The sequence below is a fragment of the Mycobacterium sp. genome, from assembly GCF_965229105.1.
Taxonomy (GTDB): Bacteria; Actinomycetota; Actinomycetes; order Mycobacteriales; family Mycobacteriaceae; genus Mycobacterium.
This window is the reverse complement of sequence record NZ_OZ245858.1, coordinates 3,504,403-3,527,716: the sequence shown is the minus strand read 5'-3', so window position 1 is coordinate 3,527,716 and position 23,314 is coordinate 3,504,403. Positions and strand designations below refer to the sequence as shown.

At 66.0% G+C, this 23,314-nt stretch carries 17 protein-coding genes; 9 read left to right on the top strand and 8 right to left on the bottom strand.

Going from position 1 to position 23,314, the window contains the following annotated elements:
- Positions 1-2: 2 nt before the first annotated feature.
- On the bottom strand, positions 3-1,052 hold the full coding sequence (argC, locus tag ADBZ9O_RS16490; RefSeq protein ID WP_526523649.1) for an N-acetyl-gamma-glutamyl-phosphate reductase: 1,050 nt from the start codon (positions 1,050-1,052) through the stop codon (positions 3-5).
- Positions 1,053-1,147: 95 nt separating this feature from the next.
- Here argC and ADBZ9O_RS16485 point away from each other — a divergent pair, with 95 nt between their 5' ends.
- Complete coding sequence (locus ADBZ9O_RS16485) at positions 1,148-2,389, top strand: sensor domain-containing phosphodiesterase (protein WP_526523647.1); 1,242 nt, start codon at positions 1,148-1,150, stop codon at positions 2,387-2,389.
- A gap of 4 nt (positions 2,390-2,393) precedes the next feature.
- Here the strand turns inward: ADBZ9O_RS16485 and pheT are convergent, their stop codons facing one another.
- Both pheT and pheS read right to left on the bottom strand, forming a co-directional pair.
- Positions 2,394-4,913, bottom strand: a complete 2,520-nt coding sequence (gene pheT / locus ADBZ9O_RS16480; RefSeq protein ID WP_526523646.1) for a phenylalanine--tRNA ligase subunit beta — start codon at positions 4,911-4,913, stop codon at positions 2,394-2,396.
- The gene (pheS, locus tag ADBZ9O_RS16475; RefSeq protein ID WP_526523644.1) at positions 4,913-5,950 is read right to left on the bottom strand and encodes a phenylalanine--tRNA ligase subunit alpha; all 1,038 of its coding nucleotides are present in this window, start codon (positions 5,948-5,950) and stop codon (positions 4,913-4,915) included. Before pheS ends, pheT begins: the two co-directional genes overlap by 1 nt.
- A gap of 104 nt (positions 5,951-6,054) precedes the next feature.
- Between pheS and ADBZ9O_RS16470 the strand changes: the two genes are divergently transcribed.
- Positions 6,055-7,635: an FMN-binding glutamate synthase family protein gene (locus tag ADBZ9O_RS16470; RefSeq protein WP_526523642.1), complete on the top strand. Its 1,581-nt coding sequence runs from the start codon at positions 6,055-6,057 to the stop codon at positions 7,633-7,635.
- Between the two features lie 6 nt (positions 7,636-7,641).
- Here the strand turns inward: ADBZ9O_RS16470 and ADBZ9O_RS16465 are convergent, their stop codons facing one another.
- Entirely contained in the window at positions 7,642-8,493 is an 852-nt protein-coding gene (locus ADBZ9O_RS16465) for an adenylate/guanylate cyclase domain-containing protein (RefSeq protein ID WP_526523641.1), read from the bottom strand.
- 180 nt (positions 8,494-8,673) lie between these two features.
- On the opposite strand from ADBZ9O_RS16465, the gene ADBZ9O_RS16460 reads away from it, so the two are divergent.
- Positions 8,674-9,729, top strand: a complete 1,056-nt coding sequence (locus tag ADBZ9O_RS16460; RefSeq protein WP_526523639.1) for an oxygenase MpaB family protein — start codon at positions 8,674-8,676, stop codon at positions 9,727-9,729.
- A gap of 41 nt (positions 9,730-9,770) precedes the next feature.
- Positions 9,771-11,027 carry an acyl-CoA dehydrogenase family protein gene (locus tag ADBZ9O_RS16455; protein WP_526523637.1) on the top strand — a complete coding sequence of 419 codons (1,257 nt, stop codon included), beginning with the start codon at positions 9,771-9,773 and terminating at the stop codon, positions 11,025-11,027.
- On the opposite strand, the gene ADBZ9O_RS16450 is transcribed toward ADBZ9O_RS16455, so the two are convergent.
- Both ADBZ9O_RS16450 and ADBZ9O_RS16445 read right to left on the bottom strand, forming a co-directional pair.
- Positions 11,024-11,347, bottom strand: a complete 324-nt coding sequence (locus ADBZ9O_RS16450; RefSeq protein WP_526523635.1) for a hypothetical protein — start codon at positions 11,345-11,347, stop codon at positions 11,024-11,026. The genes ADBZ9O_RS16455 and ADBZ9O_RS16450 overlap by 4 nt on opposite strands.
- A gap of 270 nt (positions 11,348-11,617) precedes the next feature.
- Positions 11,618-12,418, bottom strand: a complete 801-nt coding sequence (locus ADBZ9O_RS16445; protein ID WP_526533216.1) for an SDR family NAD(P)-dependent oxidoreductase — start codon at positions 12,416-12,418, stop codon at positions 11,618-11,620.
- Positions 12,419-13,014: 596 nt separating this feature from the next.
- Here ADBZ9O_RS16445 and ADBZ9O_RS16440 point away from each other — a divergent pair.
- The 5 genes from ADBZ9O_RS16440 to upp all read left to right on the top strand — a co-directional run bounded on the left by ADBZ9O_RS16440 (position 13,015) and on the right by upp (position 18,714).
- Positions 13,015-14,115 (top strand): GGDEF domain-containing protein, encoded by a 1,101-nt coding sequence (locus tag ADBZ9O_RS16440; protein WP_526523633.1) that lies wholly within the window; start codon positions 13,015-13,017, stop codon positions 14,113-14,115.
- Positions 14,116-14,249: 134 nt separating this feature from the next.
- On the top strand, positions 14,250-15,419 hold the full coding sequence (locus ADBZ9O_RS16435) for a GGDEF domain-containing protein (protein ID WP_526523631.1): 1,170 nt from the start codon (positions 14,250-14,252) through the stop codon (positions 15,417-15,419).
- A gap of 120 nt (positions 15,420-15,539) precedes the next feature.
- Entirely contained in the window at positions 15,540-16,826 is a 1,287-nt protein-coding gene (locus ADBZ9O_RS16430) for a GTP cyclohydrolase II (RefSeq protein WP_526523629.1), read from the top strand.
- Complete coding sequence (locus ADBZ9O_RS16425; protein ID WP_526523627.1) at positions 16,823-18,082, top strand: DUF1688 family protein; 1,260 nt, start codon at positions 16,823-16,825, stop codon at positions 18,080-18,082. Before ADBZ9O_RS16430 ends, ADBZ9O_RS16425 begins: the two co-directional genes overlap by 4 nt.
- 2 nt (positions 18,083-18,084) lie before the next feature.
- The gene (gene upp / locus ADBZ9O_RS16420) at positions 18,085-18,714 is read left to right on the top strand and encodes a uracil phosphoribosyltransferase (RefSeq protein ID WP_526523625.1); all 630 of its coding nucleotides are present in this window, start codon (positions 18,085-18,087) and stop codon (positions 18,712-18,714) included.
- A gap of 6 nt (positions 18,715-18,720) precedes the next feature.
- Here upp and ADBZ9O_RS16415 read toward each other — a convergent pair whose 3' ends face one another.
- Together ADBZ9O_RS16415 and ADBZ9O_RS16410 are read right to left on the bottom strand one after the other, a co-directional pair.
- On the bottom strand, positions 18,721-19,374 hold the full coding sequence (locus ADBZ9O_RS16415; RefSeq protein ID WP_526523623.1) for a hypothetical protein: 654 nt from the start codon (positions 19,372-19,374) through the stop codon (positions 18,721-18,723).
- Positions 19,361-23,029 carry a hypothetical protein gene (locus tag ADBZ9O_RS16410; RefSeq protein ID WP_526523621.1) on the bottom strand — a complete coding sequence of 1,223 codons (3,669 nt, stop codon included), beginning with the start codon at positions 23,027-23,029 and terminating at the stop codon, positions 19,361-19,363. The genes ADBZ9O_RS16415 and ADBZ9O_RS16410 overlap by 14 nt, the downstream gene beginning before the upstream one ends.
- Between the last annotated feature and the right edge of the window lie 285 nt (positions 23,030-23,314).

Here is a 23,314-nt window from a genome sequence, read left to right as displayed (position 1 = left end):
AGTCACGGTGCCACTCCTACGATCGACAGCCCTTCGGTTTCCGGCCAACCCAGCGCGAGATTCATCGACTGGACCGCCGCCCCGCCGGTGCCCTTGACCAGGTTGTCGATAGCGCATACCGCGACGAAGACGCCGGCGTCCTCGTCGACGGCGACCTGCAGTTGCGCGGCGTTACTGCCGATCACCGCGCCGGTGCGGGGCAGTTGCCCTTCCGGCAGCAGATGGATGAACGGCTCGGCGTCATAGGCCTTTTCGTACACGGCGCGTAGCTCGGCGACCGGCGCACTGGTACGCGCGGTGCAGGTGGCCAGGATGCCGCGCGAGGTGGGAATCAGCACTGGCGTGAACGACACGGTGACGGTCTGGTCGGTGACCGCCCGCAGACCCTGAGCGATCTCGGGGGTGTGCCGGTGCGCTCCGGCGATACCGTAGGCCCGGGCCGAGCCGATGACTTCCGAGGCCAGCAGGTCTACCTTGGCGGCCCGGCCTGCGCCGGAGGTACCGCTGACGGCGACGACGGTCACCGCGGGTTCGACGAGATCCGCCGCAACGGCCGGCAGGAGCGCCAGTAGCGCAGCCGTCGGGTAGCAGCCAGGGACCGCCACGCGCCGGGTGCCCCGCAGCGCGTCCCGGCCACCGGGTAGCTCCGGTAACCCGTACGGCCAGCTGCCGGCGTGCGGGGAACCGTAGAAGCGTTCCCACACGGCAGCGTCGGTGAGCCGGAAATCAGCGCCGCAGTCCACCACCAGGGTGTCGGGGCCGAGCTGCTCGGCAATCTCGGCCGAATGCCCGTGCGGAAGCGCCAAAAAGACGACATCGTGTCCCTTGAGGGTGTCGAGGTCGGTGGGTTCGAGGACCCGCTGCGCCAGTGGCAGCAGATGGGGATGGTGCTCGCCGAGCGCGGTACCCGCGCTTGCCGCCGCCGTGAGAGCGCCGATCGACAGTCGCCCGTCCGCATATGCGGGGTGACCGAGGAGAAGCCGCAGGATTTCTCCGCCTGCGTATCCGCTCGCGCCTGCCAGCGCTACTGAAACCATGCACGCATTCTGCATTGTTATGCACGTAGGTGCAAATACATTCTGCGCCGGTTTGCTGGCCCGGCACCGGGTGGTCGGCTCGAGCAGCGGCCTCACACTACATTTGGCACGTGGACAGTCATGCGCGAGCATCACCGCCAACTCCTCATTCGCTGGACAGTGCGGCCCGTGGAGTCGGTCTGGCACCGACGCTCCAGCCGATCGTCGCCCTTCCGACCGGTGCGGTTGTCGGCTTCGAGGCGCTGGCGCGATGGCCGTCATTGAACGATCCGAGTCCCGCCGATGTGTTCGCCTTCGCCTCGGCCGCAGGGCAGTCAGACGAACTCGACAAACTGTGTACCGACGCCGCGATCCACACCGCCCTGGCAAGCCGACTTCCCCGCGGGACCATGCTGGCCCTCAACAGCGAACCGGCGAGCCCGTATATCGGCCGTGCCCATGACGAGCTACTGGCCCGTGGGCATCACGAGCTGGCGTTGATATTCGAAATCACCGAACGCGACCTCCTCGCCCATCCGCACGCACTGCTGGCCAAAGTGGCCGCTATGCGCCGCGACGGCTTTTCCATCGCACTCGACGATGTTGGTGCTGAACCAGATTCGCTACCGCTACTCGACATCCTCATGCCCGACGTCATCAAACTGGATCTTCACCTCATCCAGCACAAGCCCAGTCGGGATCAGACACGGACATTGGCCGCCATCCTGGCCCATCACGAACGAACAGGTGCAGTCATTCTTGCCGAGGGCATCGAGAATGACGACCATCTCGAACAGGCGCTCGCACTGGGGGCCCGGCTCGGCCAGGGTTACAAATACGTCCACACCGCCGAGATCCAACCCTGGACGTTGCCCGTGACGACTGCCCCACCACCGCTGGTACCGGGGTCGCCGTTCGACCTTGTCGCCAGCGGCGCACCGCTGCGAACCGCGCGCAAGCAGATTCTGATCGCGCTCTCCCGACATATCGAGAATCAGGCGCTGCAGACCGCGGACCCGCCGATGGTGTTGAGCGCGCTGCAACAGGCGCAGAACTTCACCACGGCCACCCGGGCGCGGTACCTCGGTCTGGCGGCAGTGTCGCCATTGGTCGCCATTTTCGGCGAACGCCTGCCCGCCGACCTGGGACACGGTATCCGCGGCGTTCACCTCGAGCCGGCCGACACACTGCGCAAGGAGTGGACCGTGGTGGCGCTGGGGGCGCAGCTCGCCGTCGCCCTGATCGCCAGGGAATGGGATGACGCCGACAATCACCTGCGATCCGACGGTGACCGGCGTTTCGACTTCACCGTGACCTACGACCGTGCACTGGTCGCCGCCGTTGCCCGCAACCTTCTCGATCGCATGGTGTGAGCTGCTAGGCCCGCTGCACCGCGCCGACGGACTGCGCTGCGGCCGCCACGGCGGCGTCGCGGGCCGCACTGGCCTCGTCCTCGGTCAACGTGCGGTCAGCCGCACGGAACCGCAACGCCAGGGTCAACGATTTGCGCTGCTCACCGATCTGCGGGCCGGTATAGACGTCGAATAGGGCCACGTCTTCGAGCAGTTCGCCCGCACCCTTGCGGACAGCGTCGACCACAGCCTGCGCCGACACCTGATCGTCGACAATGAGGCTGACATCCTGGAAGACGGCCGGGAACGGCGACACCTTCGGCGCCGGCAAGGTCTCGGCAATGGGGATCGCCGCCAGATCGAGTTCGACCGCGCAGATGCCCTTGGGCAGGCCCGCCCGCTCGATGACCGCCGGATGCAACTGGCCGGCGTAGCCGACGCTGATCTCGGTGTCTGCAGAGCCGACGAAAACTTCCGCACATCGCCCCGGATGCCACGGCAGGCGCTGAGCGGGTCGCAGGCTCACGCTCACCCCGGCGGCAGCGGCGATCACCCGAACCGCCTCGAACGCGTCGGCAGCCTCGACGGGCCTGCCTGGCCCCCAGGGTCCGCGGAGCTCGCGCAAGCCGGTCAAGACGACGCCGACATGCTGCGGCTGCGTGGGTAGCGACGCGTTGAGCATCGCGATCTCGTCATCGGTGGGACGACGGTCGGTCGGGATCAGCCCAATGGCCCTGGTCTGCGGCGTCGGCTGCACGACCTGCGCAATGGCGAACAGGGCGGTATCGACGGCACCACGAGAGACGTTGCGGGCCAACGCTTCCAACAGCCCGGGTAGCAACGTGGTGGCCAGCTGCGGCCGGTCGGCCTCCAGCGGGTTGAGCACCTTGGTGGTGACGCGTAGCGGGTCATCGGCGGGCAGACCCCAGGTATCGAAAATACCGGCGGGCAAAAACGGTGTCGGCAGGATTTCGACATAGCCCGACAGCGCCAACGATTTGCCGATCGCCCGGCGACGCTGCTGGACGGGTGTCAGACCGCGGCCGGCAGGCGCGGTCGGCAGGACCGACGGAATCTTGTCCAGTCCCTCGAGCCGCAGCACCTCTTCGACCAGATCGGCGGGCTGGACCAGATCGGGACGCCAGCTCGGCGGCGTCACCACCACCACGCTGGGATCGGCGTCGTCGGCGACCACCCGGGCGCCCACCTGTGTCAGGCGGGCCACGGTGACACCGTCGCCGTATTCGACGCCCGCGGTGTGGTCGGGTAGGTCCACTGCCATCCGCACCGGGGGCCGCGACCAGTCGTCGCGGGGCGGGTCACCGCGCCAATCGGTCAGGGCGGGTTCGATCACTCCGCCGGCAATCTCGGCGAGCAAGGTGGCGCAGCGGTCGACAGCGGTGACGGAGACCGCAGGGTCAACCGAGCGTTCGTAGCGCCTGCCGGCCTCGCTGACCAGATGCAGGCGGCGCTGCGTACGCGATACCGCCGCCGGATCCCAGACTGCCGCCTCCAGCAGCACATCCCTTGAGTCGTCATCGATCTCGGTGGTCCCGGCACCCATCACGCCGCCGATAGACGCGGTCGCGACCTCGTCGACGATCAGCACGTCACCCGGATCAAGCTTGCGCTCGACATCATCGAGGGTGACGACCGTTTCGCCGGGGCGGGCGAAACGTACGTCCAGCGCACCCTTGATGCGCGAGCGATCATGGGCGTGCAGTGGATGGCCGAGTTCGATCATCACGTAGTTGGTGACATCGACGGCCGGCGAGATCGGCCGGATACCGCACAGCATCAGCCGCCGCCGCAGCCACCACGGTGACAGCGCGTGCTGATCAATCCCGGTCACCGGTCGCAGCGCGAACCGGCTCACCCCGGTGCCGGGCTGAATGGTCAGCGGCCAGGCGTCCCGTTCGGCGGGCAGCGGCGCGATATCGGCGGGGTCGACGAAGTTCAGGTCATAGGCGCAGGCGATCTCGCGGGCCAGGCCCCGTACCGACAGGCAGTAACCGCGGTCCGGGGTGATCGCCACGTCGAACACCACATCATCGAGTCCGAGTACCGCAGCCGCATCGTCGCCGGGCTCAGCCGTCCCCGGCGGGAACACCAGGATGCCGGCATGATCAGTGCCCAGTCCCAACTCGGCCGCCGAGCAGATCATCCCGTCGGAGATGTGCCCGTAGGTTTTGCGGGTGGCGATATGAAAGTCTCCTGGCAGCGTGGTACCGGGCAGTGCCACCGCGACCAGGTCGCCAACGGCGAAGTTCGTTGCACCGCAGACGATATCGCGCGGCTGCCCGTCAACATTGCGCTCGCCTACATCGACCTTGCACGCCCTGATCGGCTTCTTGAACTCGGTGAGCTCCTCGATGGCGGTCACCCGACCCATGGTCAGCGGACCACTGACCGGCCCGAGCACGATCACGTCTTCGACCTCGTGACCGACCCGGATCAGCGCCCGCTCGAGATCCTCGGGTGTGACATCCCACCCCGGGGCTCCGGCGGCAACGACGTCCCGCAACCAGCTGTAAGGAATACGCATCAGGCCCCAACTCCGAACGGCAGCGAGAAGCGGATGTCACCCTCGACCATGTCGCGCATATCGGGAATCCCGTTGCGGAACTGCAAGGTTCGCTCCAGACCCATCCCGAAGGCGAACCCTGAATACTCCTGCGGGTCGATACCCGCGGCGCGCAGGACATTTGGGTTGACCATGCCGCAGCCACCCCATTCGACCCAGCCCGCACCGCCCTTCTTGTTCGCGAACCAGATATCGACCTCGGCCGATGGCTCGGTGAACGGGAAGAAGTGCGGACGCATCCGGGTCACGGCCTCGGGTCCGAACTCGGAGCGCGCGAACGCATCCAGCGTCCCCTTGAGGTGCGCCATCGTCAGACCACGGTCAACCGCGAGGCCCTCGACCTGATGGAACACCGGGGTGTGAGTGGAGTCGAGCTCGTCGGTCCGGAAGGTGCGGCCGATGGAGATGATGTAGACCGGCAGCTCACGGGCCAGCAGTGCACGGACCTGTACCGGGGAGGTGTGGGTGCGCAGCAGCTGCCGTGAACCTTCCGGGGCGATATGGAAAGTGTCCTGCTCGCTGCGGGCCGGGTGGTCGGGTGCGAAGTTCAGCGCGTCGAAATTGAACTGCTCGGTCTCGACCTCTGGCCCTTCGGCAAGCTCCCACCCCATCGCCACGAAGGTGTCGGCGACGTGCTCGGCGAGGATGGTGATCGGGTGGCGCGCGCCGATGGGCTGGCGCGTGGACGGCAACGTCACGTCGATGCGTTCGGCCACCAGAACCGCGGCGTCACGCTCGGCCCGCAACGCGACCAGTCGCTCGTCGTAGAGCCGCGCAGCTTCGCCGCGTGCGACGTTGACCCGCTTGCCGGCATCGGCACGGTCGGTCTTGGGCAGCGTCGCCAGCGCCTGACGCGCCAGCGCCAATGGCGACCGGTCGCCGAGCTGCTCGGTCTTGGCCCGCGCCAGAGCGTCCAGGTCACCGGCTGCCTCGAACGCGGCCTTGGCCGTCTCCACCGCTGCGGTCAGCGACTCCTCCGACAGGTTGACGTCTCCCACGCGGCGAGAATCTCCTCACAGATACCTGCGTCCGGCTGTGACGCAAGTGCCGATCATAGGTGATCGCGATACGGCCGCTCATGCGCCGCGATACCCTCGGCGCCGTGCTCAGGCCCGCTATCGTCGCAGCGCTCTGGTTCGTCGCGGCTGTCTCGGCGCTGCTGGCAGTCAGCGTCAACCCGTGGTGGTGGCTGACGGCGATGGTGTTCGCCGCGCTCGGCGCGGTCGGCACGTGGGATCTGACCCAGACCAGACACACGATTCTGCGGACCTATCCGATTCTCGGGCACGCCAGGTTTCTGCTGGAAAAGCTCCGGCCCGAGATCAGGCAGTACTTCGTTGAATCCAACACCGAGGCGACACCATTCGACCGGGAAACCCGCGACATGGTCTACGAGCGGGCCAAAGGCACCAAGGGTGACGAGCCGTTCGGCACCGAACGCGATGTGTACGCCCTCGGCTACGAATTCCTGCGGCATTCGTTGCGCGCGAAGTTCGCCTCTGAGCTGTCGCCGCGGGTGCGGGTCGGTGGCCCGGACTGCACGCAGCCCTACGACATGGCGCTGCTCAATGTTTCGGCGATGAGTTTCGGTGCGCTCTCTAGCAACGCCATCGAAGCGCTGAATGGCGGCGCGGCCAGGGGCGGCTTCGCACACGACACCGGCGAGGGCGGTATCAGTCCGTACCACCTCAAGCCCGGTGGGGACCTGATCTGGGAGATCGGCTCGGGCTATTTCGGCTGTCGCGACGCCGAAGGGAACTTCGACGCGGCGCTCTACGCCCAGAAGGCCACCTTGCCGACGGTGAAGGTGATCTCGATCAAGCTGTCCCAGGGCGCCAAACCCGGCCTCGGCGGCGTGTTACCCGGCGCGAAGGTGAGCGCCGAGATCGCGGCAACCCGCGGCGTCCCGGTGGGCCGGACCGTGGTGTCACCGCCGGCGCACACCGCATTCCATACCCCGCTGGAGATGATGGCTTTTATCAGTACGCTGCGGCGACTGTCCGGCGGCAAGCCGATCGGGTTCAAGCTGTGCATCGGGGCCAGGACAGAGTTCCTGTCCATCTGCAAGGCCATGCTTGCCACCGGCATCACCCCCGACTTCGTCATCGTCGACGGATCTGAGGGTGGCACCGGCGCCGCACCGCAGGAGTTCGAGGACCACGTCGGGATGCCGCTGACCGAGGCGCTGATGCTGGTGCACAACAGCCTGGTCGGCGCCGGTTTACGGGACCGCATCCGGATCGGCGCCTCGGGCAAGGTGGCCAGCGGGGTCGATATCGTCACCCGGATCATCCAGGGCGCCGATTTCACGCTGTCGGCGCGGGCGATGATGTTCGCGGTGGGCTGCATTCAGGCCTTGAGTTGCAATACCAACCACTGCCCGACCGGGGTGGCCACCCAGGACCCGGCGCGGGCCAGGGCGCTGAACGTGCCGGACAAGACCGAGCGCGTCTTCAATTTCCAGCGCGCGACCGTCGCCAGTGCGGCGCAGATCGTGGCCTCGATGGGTCTCGACGATTTCGGCGATCTGTCGCCGGCGATGCTCAACCGCCGCATCGAGGGGCAACGCACCCGGACCTACGCCGAGATCTACGACTGGCTGATGCCCGGCGAGCTTCTCGATGGGCCACCGGAGTCCTGGCTGTCGGACTGGATCGAGGCGTCCGCCGACGAATTCCGCTGAGGACCGCTACTCGTCGTCGTCAGCGTCGTCGTGCCCCGAAGGATCCTGCCCCGAGAGGTCGCGCCGCGTCTTGAGCCGGTACATGATCAGATCGGCGGGGACACCGCTCTGTCGGGGCGCGAAGACCTGTTTGCGCACCTTCCTCGCGGTGACGCCCAGCTCGTCGAGATCACTCTGGGCGATCAGGTCCAGCGTCGGTCCGGACACGATGACACCGCCGCGGGTGGCGCGTTCCATCACCCGCGCGGCGATGTTGACGTCGACACCCAACCAGTCCGCACCGATCCGCTGCGGGCGACCGGTGTGGATACCGAACCGCATCCGCGGTGTGTAGCCGTCCACGTCAAGGGATTTCACCGCTTCCCGTGCAGTGAGCACCGCACCGAGGGCGACCGTCGGGCTGCGGAACACGGCCATGATCCCGTCGCCCATGCGTTTGACGATATGACCGCCACGACCCAACAGCGGGGGTTCGACGGTGGCGGCGACCCTGCGCAGCAGCCTCAGTGTGGCGTCATCACCGGCGGCCAGCGACCAGTCGGAAAACCCGACCAGATCGGTGAAGACGATGGTGACCTCCGAATTCGACGGGCGCCGCGACACCCGCTCGGTGAGCGCCTGCCAGACCTGCAGCCCCGCGAGGCTGACTTCTCGGGAAGCGGCGTCGTGGTCGGGCAGCAGTCGATCGGCGGCGCGGGCGGCAGCGCGCGGACCACCCTCACCGGCCATCGAGAGCGGGTCACCGAATTCGGGGTCGCCGGGCAGGATGCGACGGGCACGTTTGATGAACGAAACAACACTGGGACTGCGATTGGTTTCCGAGAGCCATCCCGTCACGCCAGGTCTTTCGGGCTCCATGCCGCACCACGCTATGCGGTGGCGCCGGACCCCGGCAACGATGCGGGTGCTGTGCCGCCGGTCACACGCCGGTGGCGTTGCGGTACAGAGTCAGTAACAGTGCACGCCAGGCGGTCGCGGCGCTATCGACAACGACTGTTGTCACAACTAGGCTGAGCTTCGATTCAGGGAGAGTGCCCGATGACGCCAACCTCAATGACGAGCGCAGCCGAAATTGACTCACAACACCACCCGCTTGGCCCGGATTCGCTGACCTGGAAGTATTCCGGCGACCTGAGGACAGGGATGTTGGGCATCTGGATCGGCGCCATCCAGAACATGTACCCGCAACTCGGCGCCGGTGTCGAAGAGCATTCGGTCCTGCTGCGGGAACCCCTGCAACGGGTTGCCCGCTCGGTGTACCCGATCATGGGTGTCGTCTACGACGGTGACCGTGCCAATGCGACCGGCGAGCAGATCAAGGGCTATCACGCAGGCATCAAGGGCGTCGACACCAAGGGCAGGCGCTACCACGCACTGAATCCCGAGACGTTCTACTGGGCCCACGCCACGTTCTTCATGTTGATCATCAAGGTCGCCGAATACTTCTGCGGCGGGCTGACCGAAGCGGAGAAACGCCAGTTGTTCGACGAGCATGTGCAGTGGTACGCCATGTACGGCATGAGCATGCGGCCCGTCCCGGCGAGCTGGGAGGATTTCTGCGAGTACTGGGACCGGACCTGCCGCGACGAGTTGGAGATCAACCAGGCCACTCTCGACATCTTCGCCATCCGGATTCCCAAGCCAAAGTTCGTGCTGATGCCGACGCCGTTGTGGGATCAACTGTTCCGGCCGATGGTCGCCGGCCAACGGTGGATCGCCGCAGGACTGTTCGACCCCGCGGTACGCGAAAAGGCCGGTATGCGCTGGACACCCAGCGACGAGGTGTTGCTGCGACTATTCGGCAAGATGGTCGAGGTCGCGTTCCTTGCGGTGCCAGACGAGATCCGCTTGCATCCCCGCGCGCTGGCCGCCTACCGGCGCTCGTCCGGTCGAGATCCTGCTGATGCGCCGTTGGTGGAAGCTCCGTTCTTCACCGACCCACCACGGGACCGCAAGGGAATGCCCATGCATCACACGCCGCACCGCAAGCCTCCGCTGCCGGTGGCACTGGTCGAACGGGCCGGGTCGCTGGTGCACACCACGTTTTCGCTGGCCGGTCTACGGCCCGCGAGGAGCCGCCGGCCCGCAGCGTAACGTAGGGCTCTCCCCGACTGTCACAACCGAATTGAGATTTCATGATCGACTGGTCCGATGTCGACCTCGCCGTGCGCGATGCAGTTCGGCAGTTTCTGGACAAAGAGGTGCGGCCCCACGTCGATGCGCTGGAAAGCGGCGAGATGGAGCCCTACCCCGTCATTCGAAAGTTATTCTCCACGTTCGGCATTGACGCTATGGCCAAGGAATCACTGGAAAAGCGATTGGCCCGGATGCGTGATGGCAGTGAGTCGTCAGGGAAGTCAGGTTCCGGTGGCGGTGGCATGTTCGGCGCCGGCGGCTCCCCGGGGATGGGCTTTGTGGTCATCTCTGAACTGTGCCGGGTATGCATGGGTGTGGTCACCGGTATGGGTGTCAGCCTCGGCCTGACAGTGCCGACGATCATGAGCCGAGGCACCCTGGCGCAGCAGGAACGTTGGCTGCCGGGATTGGTGACGTATGAAAAGGTCGGCGCCTGGGCGATCACCGAACCGGATTCGGGTTCGGATGCCTTCGGCGGGATGAAGTCCTATGTCGTGCGCGATGGGGACGACTACATCCTCAACGGTCAGAAGACGTTCATCACCAACGGTCCCGACGCCGATGTGGTGGTGGTCTACGCAAAGCTGGACGAGGGCTCAGATGAAGCCGGGGCCAGCGTCGACAAACGCGACCGCAAGGTCCTGACGTTCGTGCTCGAGCGCGGGATGGAGGGTTTCGTACAGTCGAAACCGTTCCGCAAGATGGGCATTCATTCGTCGCGCACCGGTGAACTGTTCTTCAACAATGTCCGGTTGAGCCGCGACCACCTCCTCGGTGAGACGGAGAACAACGGCGCGGGTGACGGCCGCGACAGCGCCAGGTCCAGCTTCTCGGCCGAACGCATCGGGGTTGCGGCCATGGCCTTCGGGGTGATCGAAGAGTGCCTGAGGCTGTGCGTGGACTATGCCAAGACCCGCGTCCTGTGGGGTAAAGAGATCGGTCAGTTCCAGTTGATCCAGCTCAAGCTGGCGAATATGGAAGTGGCCCGGATCAATGTGCGCAACATGCTGTTTCGGGTGATCGAGGCGGCCGAGACCGGCACCGAGATTTCGTTGGCAGAAGCCTCGGCGATCAAGTACTACTGCTCGCAGGCGGCCACCGATGTTGCGATGGAAGCCGTGCAGTTATTCGGCGGCAACGGTTATATGACGGAATACCGGGTCGAGCAGCTGGCGCGCGACGCGAAGTCCCTGATGATCTATGCGGGCAGCAACGAGGTGCAGATCACCCACGTCGCGAGGGGGTTGCTGGCTTAGGCCGTCGCCGTCGCCGTCGCCGTCGCCGTCGCCGTAGCCCGCTCCCGCAACGACAGGACGCGTTTGCGGATTCGATGCTCGGTTCCACGCGGCATCTCCACCGGCCCGTATCGTCCGCGCCCCACCCGGCGCACCCGGCAGTGATTCATCTCCCAACGGAGTGCGTCCGAGACGGTCTTGGATGGGCGCCCGCCGATCACGAATCCCCGCGATTCCAGAGCGGCGATGAGTTCCGGAACGGTCGCCTGGCCCACCCGGGAAAGCTCCCACGTCAGTAGGTAGCGGAGCTCAGTGCCCCGCACCCGCAGTGAATCATCCATCGCCCCAACGTGGCACGACGGTACGACATTTCACGTCGGCGCGCGTCGGGACACCTCGAGTCGTCCGCCTCATAGCGACAAACGGTCACCGCACCCCAAGGTGTCGCGCAGAGGTGGGCGAATCGGCACGTGGTCGAACGCCGGTTCCGGAAAAACCGAATAGCGCAGCCCAAAGTCGCTGGTCACCGACGACACCCGAAGTGCCCACCTATCAGCGACATCCCGAGGTGTCGCGCAGAGGTGGGCACATAGACAAGTGCTCGGCGGACCCTACTGCTCCCCAAGGCCCATCAGTTCGGTGACATTGTGGTCGCGCCCCGCCGTGTAGCCACCATCCACCGCAATGGCCTGCCCGCTGACGAAGCTGGCATCAGAGGACAGCAGAAACGCTGCCACCGAGGCAATCTCGTCGGCCCGACCGAACCGTCGCAGCTTATGTTCGTGACGTAGACCGGCGCGCGGCACCTCGAACCCCGGCATACCCATCACCGAGTCGAACATGGGCGTCTCGATGAACCCCGGGCAGATCACGTTGACCCGAATACCGCTCGGCCCGTAGTCGATGGCGGTGTTCTTGGTCAGCAGCACCACGCCGCCCTTGGCAGCGTTGTAGGCACTTCCGCCTGCCGTGCCTTCGAGACCCTCGATGCTGGCCAGGTTCACGATGGCGCCGCGCTCACCGTCGACCCGGTCCTGCTGCACCATCTGTGCCAGCGCGGCGCGGGACACCACGAACGTGCCCTTGAGGTTGACGCCCACTACTCTGTCCCACTCTTCGTCGGGCAGCAGATGAACCGGCCCACCGCCTGCGACACCCGCGGCGTGCACCACACCGTCGAGGCGACCGGCGGCAGCGACCACCGCACTCACCGCAGCACCCACTGCGTCAGCATCGAGTACGTCGGCACGCAGATACGTAAAGCCATCTCCAGCAAGGTCTTCAGGTGCGTCGGGTCCGAGGTCCACGCCGACGACCGTCGCACCCTCAGCCAACAGCCGCGCGACCGTCGCCTTTCCGATACCGGACGCCGCGCCCGTCACCAGTACACCGCTACCGTCGAACCGCTTCATCGCGTACGCCATCGTTGCAGGATCGCACAGGGGGGACCTGAGAAGATCGTCGCCCGTCAGTTACACCACCGACCGGCCGGCATCCTTGACGCCGCGAACGAATGTGGTCCGCCAGCCGAAGCCATCCCGTGGAATGGCACCGACGTGGCGATATTTTTTGCCATCGGCAAATATCGCCACGTCACCGTCGGTAAATTATTTATACGACGGAATCGTTAACACTGCCATAAATACCTAGGTGCGCCCTGACCTGTGCCGATGCAGATACCGCCACCGCCTGAGTAGCATTCTCTGCCTTGAGCTGGATAAATCTTCGTCAGCCAATCCTGTCACGCTCCCGTATCGGTGCCGCAGATCGGCCCTGCCGGATAGGTCTCAACGCTGCTGCCCGGCCCGCGAATCGGGCACCCACCGCGCAATATCGGGTATCCCACGTGCAAATTTCTGGGTTTGCCCAATCGATTAGTTCGTGCGGACTCCTATCGATTTAATGCAACACTGCACAGCAAACACATACGCGATGCATAAGTTAAAAATATGAATTCATCCGTCCGTTTTGCGGTATATTTCGCGTCGGGACGGCGCGGGAGACGTAGATGTATCAGTGGATAGACCGTTGGCGTCAACAGTCGGACCAATTCGACTGGTTCAGCGCTTACCTCAGCGACCGAAAAATCGAAACACAGTGGCGAGGTGCGACATTCAGCTTCACCATGCTCTTGGCGGCACTACCCGTGGTGATGCTGTGGAGCCCCGACGGACCTGACACCGCCGCAACCGTCGCGTTGTCGCTCGTGGCGGCCGTGTTCGGTGTCGCCGGCGCGACCCTCTGGCTGATCCGCTGGCCGACCCGCCGGCAATCCGTGCTGTTTTGCCTGATGGGAAGTGGCTCCATCACCGCGAGTTGCTTGGCACAGTCCAATCCGTTTGCCGGGTTGGGAGGGTGCCATACCTTCGCGGTCGTCGGCGGCTTCATCGCCTACTTCCACTCCCCCAGGCACCTAGCCGCCAATCTCGTTCTCGCACTGACCTGCACAGCGATCCTGGCGCACAGGCTGGCCGTCGCAACCGGGGATATCGCATTGGTGGTGGCGTCGCTCATCACGATCACTGCCGTCAACGTCGGCGTCCCGTTCGGCATCCACTCCTTGGTGCACACCTTGCGGGCCGACCTGCGCAGCACCGATCGCGATTCACTGACCGGCCTGCTGAATCGACGCTCGTTCTACCATTCGGCTCACGAATTGCTCATTCAGCATCGGCAGTCCCCAGGCAAATACCTGATTGTCGCAATGATCGATCTCGACAACTTCAAGCAGCTCAACGACACCCAGGGCCACGCCGCGGGTGATGCGGCGCTGGTGAGCGTCAGCGCTGCGCTCCTGGAGAACTGCCGCAACACCGCGGTCATCGCCAGGGCAGGCGGTGAAGAATTCGTGATCGCCGATACCGACACCACGGCCGACCCCTCCGCGATGGCCGAGCGGCTACGTCAAGCGATCGCCGCACTCCCGATGCGGATCACCGCAAGCATCGGGACGGCCAGCGCCACACTGAATGACCTCGCTGCCCGCGCTGATCGACAACTCATCGATGCCCTCATGCGGGACGCGGACACGGCCATGTATGACGCAAAGCGCGACGGCGGGAATCGCATCTGCCACCGCGCCTATGTCAGCCAGGTCGATTCGGGGTAGACAGTGCCTACAGTGCAGATCAGCCAAAGTGTTAATGTCGTCTGTCCATTCACCAGCTTTGTTGTCGTGCAACTGTCAGATAAAAGGTCGGCCAGCTTGTCACCAACGGCTTCTTCCGGTCAGGTGAGTCGAAGATGATCATCGACAACCGGCGCCTGCACCAGTCCGATCATTACTACTGGTTGACGTCGCTGATCGCGGCACGCGGTGCGCAGCCGATAACCTGTCGGGTCATCGCGGTGCTGATCGTCGGACTCGGAGTTATTCCGCTCGCGTTGATGGGTACCTACACCGGCCCGGATGCCATGCGAAACCGCATCATCGGCGGGGCCATGACGGTGTGCTGTCTGGCCATGGCATCCCTGTGGCTGCGCCGCCGCTGGCCCACCCGCTGGCAATCTCAACTGTGCGTTGTCTTGGGCACGATCTTCATCGCGGTGTCTTGTCTGCTCGAAGCCGACCCGGTGATAGGACTCTTCGGCGCCACCACCTACGGCGTCCTCGCCGCATACATCGGGTTTTTCCACACCGACCGGCTGCTGGTATTCACCTGGACGGTGGGTGCGTGCGTGCTGGCCATCCTGGCGTTTCGACTGGCCGCAATCAGCACCGCCCTGGCGATTTCCAGCATCGCCCTGGTCGTGATGGTCAATTTCTTTGCCGCCTTCACCTGCCGGATGGTGATTCGGCTGGTCGACACCGAAACCGTGTACGGGGAAATCGAACCGCTGACCGGACTTTTGAACCGCGACGCGTTCTACGACAAGGTTGCGACGCTGATCGGCGCCCGTAGCCGCGACGATGACCGTTATCTGGTCATCGCGATGTTGAGTCTGGACGGCTACTCGCTCCTGGTCGGGATGGGCGGCGGTGCCCACGGCAACCGTGCCCGGGTGGAGGTCGGTCAGCGCCTCCGCGAAACAGTGCGGCGAGGTGCGCTGGTTTCCCATGTCGGCGATGCCGAATTCATCATCGCTGAACTGTTCACCGCGCCAGATCCGTCCGCACTCATCGACCGCGCCCTCGCCGCGATCACCACCACCCCGTCTCGGATGACAGCGAGCATCGGGGTGGTCACCACTCCCCTTCGGCCACTGGCGCCGTATCCGCCACACGACGTGCTCGACGAAGTCCTCAGCATCGCCACCAGTGCCATGTATGAGGCGCGTAAAGCCGGCGGTAATCAGGCCCAATATGTCGTGCGGCCAGTGCTCAGCATTTTCGACGAACCCGACAACAGCGACGACCCGGACCGCTATGACGGACCGGGCGGTGGGTTGCCGGCCAACGACAAACCCTTCTGACGCACGGCGCATCATGCGCCACGTCGATCTGCCGGGCAACCCGCAACGCTCGCAGTTCATTTCGAGTGGGTGCACGCCTCATGTCGCAGCTATGCTGGCGAATTCGACCGAGGAGCGCCGATGTCCGCTGATGCAGGCCCCGTAGTACCGCCGCCTGCCGTGACGAAATCCGCGGCGGGCCATATCCGGTTGACCTCACACAGCGGTGGCACCGGTGCCCTGGCTATCCACTGGGGTGCGCCGAGCGCGACCGAGCGCGGCCCGGTGATCGGGACGACCACCAAACGTGGGCACCGCAACGTGATCGGCACCCATAGCGGGTCTTATAGCGTCTACCGCGCCTTGGCCGTTGCCGCCGGCGCGCTGTCGCGCGAGCACAAGGCCGACCTGACCAATACCGCGCCCACCGTTGCGATCGGCCCGTATCCGCAATGGAGCCGACCCGACGCGATCGTCAGCCTCGATCCGTGGGGCGCCGTCATCGCCGACGTCTTCGCCGACGAACTCGCGGCCGGCCACGACATGCGCCCGACGATCGCCGTGACGAAGGCTCACGTGATCCTGCCGGAGATCATCGAGGCGGTGCAGAAGGGCAGACTCCGACCGGACGGGAAATTTCTGCTCGCCAGCGGTGCGGCGCTGGTCACCAAGGCGGCGATTGAACCGGTCTGGTATCTGCCGGGGGTGGCAAAGCGGTTCAACTGCAGTGAAACCGATCTTCGCCGGGTGCTGTTCGAAGAGACCGGCGGAATGTATCCGGAGCTGGTGACGCGTTCGGATCTGGAGGTCTTTTTGCCCCCGATCGGCGGACAGACCGTCTACATCTTCGGCGATGCGCGGGACCTGTCCGACCCATCGGTCGAGCTGACGGCTCGAGTACACGACGAGTGCAACGGCTCGGATGTCTTCGGCTCCGATATCTGCACCTGCCGGCCTTACCTGACCCATGCCATCGAAGAGTGCATCCAGGGCGCCCAGCACGGCGGGGTCGGGCTGGTGGCATATTCACGCAAAGAAGGTCGCGCGCTCGGTGAGGTGACCAAATTCCTCGTTTACAACGCGCGCAAACGCCAGGAGGGTGGCGATACCGCCGATCAGTACTTCGCCCGCACCGAATGTGTTGCCGGCGTGCAGGACATGCGTTTCCAGGAACTGATGCCTGATGTCCTGCATTGGCTCGGCGTCCAGAAGATCCACCGTTTGGTGTCGATGAGCAATATGAAGTACGACGCGATCACCAGTTCCGGCATCGAGGTCGGCGAGCGGGTCAACCTCCCTGATGACCTGATCCCCGACGACGCCCGGGTGGAGATCGACGCGAAGACGGCCGCCGGCTATTTCACCCCCGGTCCCATCCCCGATGCCGAGGAACTGAAAGTGGCCAAGGGCCGGGGCCTGGACGGATGACAGTCGACTCGTCAGCGGGGTCGACGCTGGTCACCGACCGGCCCGACGGCGCCGCGCTGGCGCTACGCAGCTCGGCCGCCGTCCGTGAGCGGGCCCACCAGCTACTGCGGCGCGCCAGGGAGGACAGTTCAACCTGGTTCACCGTGCACGATGACCACCTGCCGGCGGCGGCGGCGGAGGTCGCTGACGTCACGCGCGCGCACTACCCCGATCTGGTGATTCCCTACCACAGCCGATGGCGTCATTTCGAGGCTGGCGGTGTGGATCGAAAAGCATTGCTGGACAACCACTTGACCGACATGGATGTGCCAGGACGAGCCCGGGCGATGATCGATCTGACCGTCATCAGCGTCCTCCTCGACGCCGGCGCCGGTGCCGACTGGCACTACGACGAAGCCGCCAGCGGGCAGCGCTTCACCCGCTCCGAGGGTCTGGGCGTCGCGAGCTGGCAGGCCTTCTGCAGCGGCGCGTTCTCCAGTGCCGACGACAATCCGCTGCAGGTCGACGCGGCAGGACTGCAGCGCCTGGATAACGCGCGGCTGGCCACGCTGTTCCAGGTGAGCCCAGCCAATCCGCTGGTTGGCCTCGACGGTCGGGTACGGCTGCTGCACCGTCTCGGCGCCGCGCTGGCGGCACAGCCCGACCGGTTCGGCACCCACGGCCGCCCCGGTGGTCTGTTCGATCTGCTGGTACCGCCCGGTCGCACCGCGCTGGCCGCATCCGAGATTCTATCGGCGCTGCTGGTGGCGCTGTCCGGAATCTGGTTGGCGGACAACATGATCGGCGGTCAGGCATTGGGCGATTGCTGGCGGCACGACGGCGTCTGCGGTCCGGGCCTGACAGATGGCTGGATGCCGTTCCACAAGCTGTCGCAGTGGTTGACGTATTCGCTGCTGGAGCCGTTCGAATGGGCCGGTGTAGAGGTACATGGCCTGGACGCCCTGACGGGCCTGCCCGAATACCGCAACGGCGGACTGCTGCTGGACACCGGCGTACTCCGCCTGAAGGACCCGTCCTGGGCCGCGCGCAGCTGGGCGGTCTCCGATGAGCTGGTGGTCGAATGGCGCGCGCTGACCGTCGCCCTGCTCGACGAGCTCGCTTGCCTTATACGGGTGCAACTCGGCCTCGACGAAACCCGGATGCCCTTGGCCTGCGTGCTCGAGGGCGGGACCTGGGCGGCCGGGCGCGTCATTGCCCAACGGTTACGCGGTGGCAGTCCACCACTGAACATCATCAGCGATGGGACGGTTTTCTGACCATGGGTGCCGTGTTTCAGATCGACCACCCGCTGGTCCAGCACAAGATCTCCCTAATGCGCCGAAAAGATATGTCGACCAGTAGCTTTCGTCGGCTGGTCGACGAGATATCAACTCTGATGGCCTATGAGGTGCTTCGCGATATCCCGGTGCACCAAATCGATATCGAGACACCTCTAGAACACACCACCGGGTGGGTCATCGATGGTAAGAAACTGGTCTTTGTCGCCATCCTGCGCGCCGGCACCGGCATCCTTGATGGCATGCTCAGCGTCGTACCGGGCGCCCGGGTCGGGCATATCGGCCTCTACCGCGACCCCAAAACCCATGTTGCGGTGGAGTATTACTTCAAATTGCCAGCCGATCTACACGAGCGCGATGTCGTGGTGCTCGACCCGCTGCTCGCGACGGGCAATTCCGCGGTCGCCGCGGTGGAACGACTCAAGGAGTGCGGACCGAAGTCCATCAAATTCGTCTGCCTGCTGACCTGCCCGGAAGGCTTGGCCGCCATGAACAACGCCCATCCCGACGTGCCCATCTACACCGCGGCAATCGACCGCGAGCTTGATGAACACGGTTACATCCTGCCTGGCCTCGGCGACGCGGGTGATCGCATCTTCGGTACCAAGTAGCCGGCGCTACCCGGCCCGTCGCGAATAGCTGTTATTCAACTCGTCCTGGAGCACCGCCGCGTCCTCGGTCCTTGTATCGACATCGAGAGTCGACGACAGCGTGCTCACCGCGTAGCGCCACCCTGTCGGCGGGCTCAACCTCGCACCGAGCCCTGGCAAGTCCGCCTCCGCCAGCGTCGGGTCCACTTGTTGGCTCCAGCTTTGCATCACCCAGTGCGTGCCATCAGGGTCCACCAACTCGTAGACCTCGCTGCCCTTGTCGAAGGTGAAAACCGTTTGGCGATTAACCGCCTGGGGTGCGTACCCACCCAGCTGAGGCTGCGGATCGTTGATCGCGACCGTCGCGGCCTTGAACATCGAGATGCCACCGAAAGTGGTTACCTCCCTTTGTTCGTCTGCCGTAGTCACTTTGGTGATCCCGTCCATCAGCCAATAGCGCGGCCCGTTGAGCACCGCGATCAGCGCGTGGTTCTCGTTGGCCAGCTCGGCGGCGTCGAGCTGTGACCACAGCTCCTGTGGACAGTCGTTGAGGCCGTACGAGTTGTAGACATCGGCGATGAACCCATCGGCATGCTGGCGCAGCAGAAGCACTTCGCCGTACCGATTCCCACGCAGACCCGTTACCGAGGCAGTTGTCGTATCAGCATCACCAGTTCCCACGCCGCGGCTCCTGTCCGACCGGCAGGATCAGTTGGTCGACCGGGTGTGCACCTTGGCCTTCCACGGGCGCCGACCATCCGGTGCCGGAGCACAGGAAGTCAGTCGGCATCCCGACGTGACCGGGCAGCGGGATCGACATACCCGGTACTGCAGGCAGATCCCAACCCGGCGTCGGCAGGAACGTCGATGTCACGGTCCCCAGGGAGGGGAGCAACACCCCTGCCGGAGATGAGATCGAGTCGAATGCTTGCGATCCACCGGGGATCTCTGGAATCAGACCGGGGTTCGAGGTGGAGATCGAGGTCGACCCACCAGGAATCGGTGCGCCAGGTGCGGGCGGTGTCGACACGTTGGCAGGCCCACGTCCCGGCGGCAGCAGCTGCGGCGGCCGCGGCGGCGTCGGATTCGACACGTGAGTCGAGCTGGGCGGTGACGGCTGTGCCGGCAACGGCGGTGTATTCACCGACACGTTCGTCTGCACCGGCGGCTGGATCACGGGCGGCTGCGGCGGGGTGTGCAGCGCCGTCTCGGTCGAGGTGCCCGGTACGGGTGCGCCTGGTCCCGGCGGCGTGACCACCGGAACACCGCCCGTCGTACCGGGAACCGGAACACCTGGCCCCGGCGGCGTCGCCACCGGGACATCGACCGACGTACCGGGAACCGGAACACCTGGCCCCGGCGGCGTGACCACCGGAACACCGCCCGTCGTACCGGGAACCGGAACACCTGGCCCCGGCGGCGTCGCCACCGGAATACCCGTTGACGTACCAGGAACCGGAGCACCGGGCCCCGGCGGCGTCGCGACCGGAATCCCGCCTCCACCAGGAGGCAACGGGGCGCCGGGCAGCGGTGGCGTATCCACCGCGGCAGGCACTCCGGGGTTGCCCAACGGAGCAGCAGGCGCAGGCAATCCCGGTCCCGCGGCGTCCGCGATCGGCGCGGCGGGCGCCGGCGGGCCTGCGGGTCCGGCCGAACCCACGGCGGCAGCCTGGGCCGCTGCGTCGGCGATCGGAGCGCCGGATGCGCCCGAAGCTCCGGCCGGTGCGGCGAGACCTTCCCCACCGCCGGCACCACCTGGTCCTCCTGGGATACCGAGTTGCGCCGATGCGTCGGAGGTCGGCGCCCCACCAGCCTGCGCGGAGGCGTCAGCGATCGGCGCGGCGGGCAGGCCTTCCGGAATGCCTTGGGCGGATGCATCGATGACCGGTGCACCCGGCGCCGGCGGCAGCGGCGCCGACAGATCGGTGACCGTCCCCGGAGCCGGAAGACCCGGTGCCGGCGGCGTATCCAACGGGATTCCCGTTCCGCCGGGAGGCGTTGGCAGACCCGGTCCTGGCGGTGTGTTCAGCGAGATATCCGTGCCGCCCGGAGGCGTCGGAACACCAGGCAGCCCAGGCGAATCCACCGGAACATCCAACCCACCGGGAGGCGTCGGGACACCCGGCGCGGGCGGGGTGTTCAACGAGATATCCGTGCCACCCGGAGGCGTCGGAACACCAGGCAGCCCAGGCGAATCCACCGGAACATCCAACCCACCGGGAGGTGTGGGAACACCAGGCAGACCCGGAGTGCTCGCGGAGGTGTCAGTTACCTGACCCGGCACCGGAGGCAGCTGTGCGGGCGGGGTGTTGACGGCGATATCGGTCCCACTGGGAGGGGTCGGAACACCCGGTGCGCCAGGGGTATTCAGCGACAGGTCCGTCACGTCACCGGGTGCGCCGGGAATCTCGACCCCCGGTGTGCCCCCAGGCACGTCGACCGATGTGCCAGGCACGGGTGCCCCCGGCACCGGCGGCGTGTTCAATGCCACCTCGGTAGAGCCGCCGGGCACCGGATTCGCGGGTGCGGGCGGGGTGACCACCGAAACATTGCGCTGCCCTGGCGGTGTCATCGACCCCGGCAGAGGCGGCGTGGACGAATCGATCTGGGTTCCACCCGGCGGCACGTGCATGCCAGGGAAGCCCGGGGTGTTGATCGAGGTGCCGCCCGAATCACCCGTGTACCCCGGCGGGGGCAGCGGGACGCTGCGGTTGTCGATGATGGAGGTGTTGCCGCCAGGCGTATTCAGCAGCTGCGGCGGGGTGTTCACGGCGACGTCAGTCGAGCCGCCGGGTGTCGAAACACCTGGCGCGCCTGGGGTGCTCACCGGAATCTCGGTGCCACCACCGGGGACCGGGTTATCCGGCGCGGGCGGAATGCGCACGATGCGCTCCGTCGAGTCACCGGGTACCGGGGCACCGGGCAGCGGCGGGTTGCTCACTGGAATCTCGGTTTCCCCGCCGGGCAGCGGTCCACCGGGTGCGGGCGGGACACGAACCGGGATCTCCGAGGAACCACCGGGCACGGGGACACCCGGCGCAGGAGGGGTTACCACCGGAATTTCGCCGCCACCACCGGGAACCGGAGCACCGGGTACCGGCGGCGTCACCACCGGAATCTCACCACCACCGGGAGGCAACGGTGCACCGGGTACCGGCGGGGTCACCACCGGGATCTCACCACCACCGGGAGGCAACGGTGCACCGGGCAGCGGCGGGGAAGCGACCGGAATCTCACCGCCACCAGGAGGCAACGGTGCGGCGGGCGCCGGTGGGGTGTGCGCGGCGAGATCTGCCACATCACCGGGAACGGGTCCCGCCGGGGCGGGTGGAGCGGTCGCGGCATCCTGGGCAATGGCTGCCGCGTCGGGACCTGCCGGCGGCGGCCCGACGGGCGCCGCCGCCTGCGCGATATCGGCTGCGTCGATACTGCCGGGCGCTCCGAGGCCAGCCACACCGACCTCACCGGAGCCAATGGGCGCACCCGGTGGTAGCGCGTCAGCGTTCGGCAGCGCGGCCGAGGCATCGGAAACGGCAGCCGCGGCCGGTCCGCCCACGGGGAGACCGGCGGGGCCGTTGGGCACCGGAGGTGCGGCCAACGGCGGAGTGCCTGCCGGGATGCCGCCACCCGCAGGAGGCAGCGGAGGCGCGGCCAGCGGCGGGGTGCCGACCGGGATGTCACCGCCGCCGGGAGGCAACGGCGCACCCGGCAACGGCGGCGTACTCACCGGGATACCGCCCCCACCGGGAGGCAACGGCGCACCCGGCAACGGCGGCGTACTCACCGGGATACCGCCCCCACCGGGAGGCAACGGCGCACCCGGCAACGGCGGCGTACTCACCGGGATACCCCCGCCACCGGGAGGCACTGGTGCCCCGGGTAGCGGCGGGTTGACGAGCGGGATGCTGCCGTTACTGCCGGGCACGGGCGCACCCGGGACCGGCGGCGTGCGCACCGGAATCGTCGAGTTACCGCCGGGCACCGGGGAGCCAGGTACCGGCGGCGTACGCACCGGAATCGAGGTGCTTGCACCTGGGACGGGACTGCCAGGTAATGGCGGGCTCGCCGCCGGGATGACTGTGTTGCTCCCCGGTACTGGCGGAGTCGAGCCCGGCAGCAGATTGGTGAAGGTCGACGTCGCGCCAGGGCCCACTTGAGAAAGGTCAGGCGGCGAGGTCACCAAGTTCTGCAGCATTCCAAGGCACGGCACGCCGGGACTGGCCGGCGCGGGCGTCGACAAATCCGCCGACGCAACCGGGCTGAGGGCAGTGACCGACCAGAACATCCCAGCAGTGACAACAGCGCCGATCGCCGATCGGTTTGTTGTACGTGACATTTTTCCCCACTCATCTCTGCGCCGGTTCCTCATGGGCGAACGTATCGGTTTGCTGTATTTGCTCAAGCGTCAAATGCTGCCTTTATCGAACCGTTGCCGATGAGAGGCGGTCCGGTTACCCGCCTGAGACATTGCCTGGGACCCTGCGGCCACGTTCGATGCGCAATCTCCGCAGCTAGCTGGCATATTTTGGACCGCAAAACGACGAAAAACCCCGGCGAACTACACAAATGTGGTTTTGAGCGAGTTCACAGACTCCGGCGTGTCGTGCGCAGCCCCAGCACG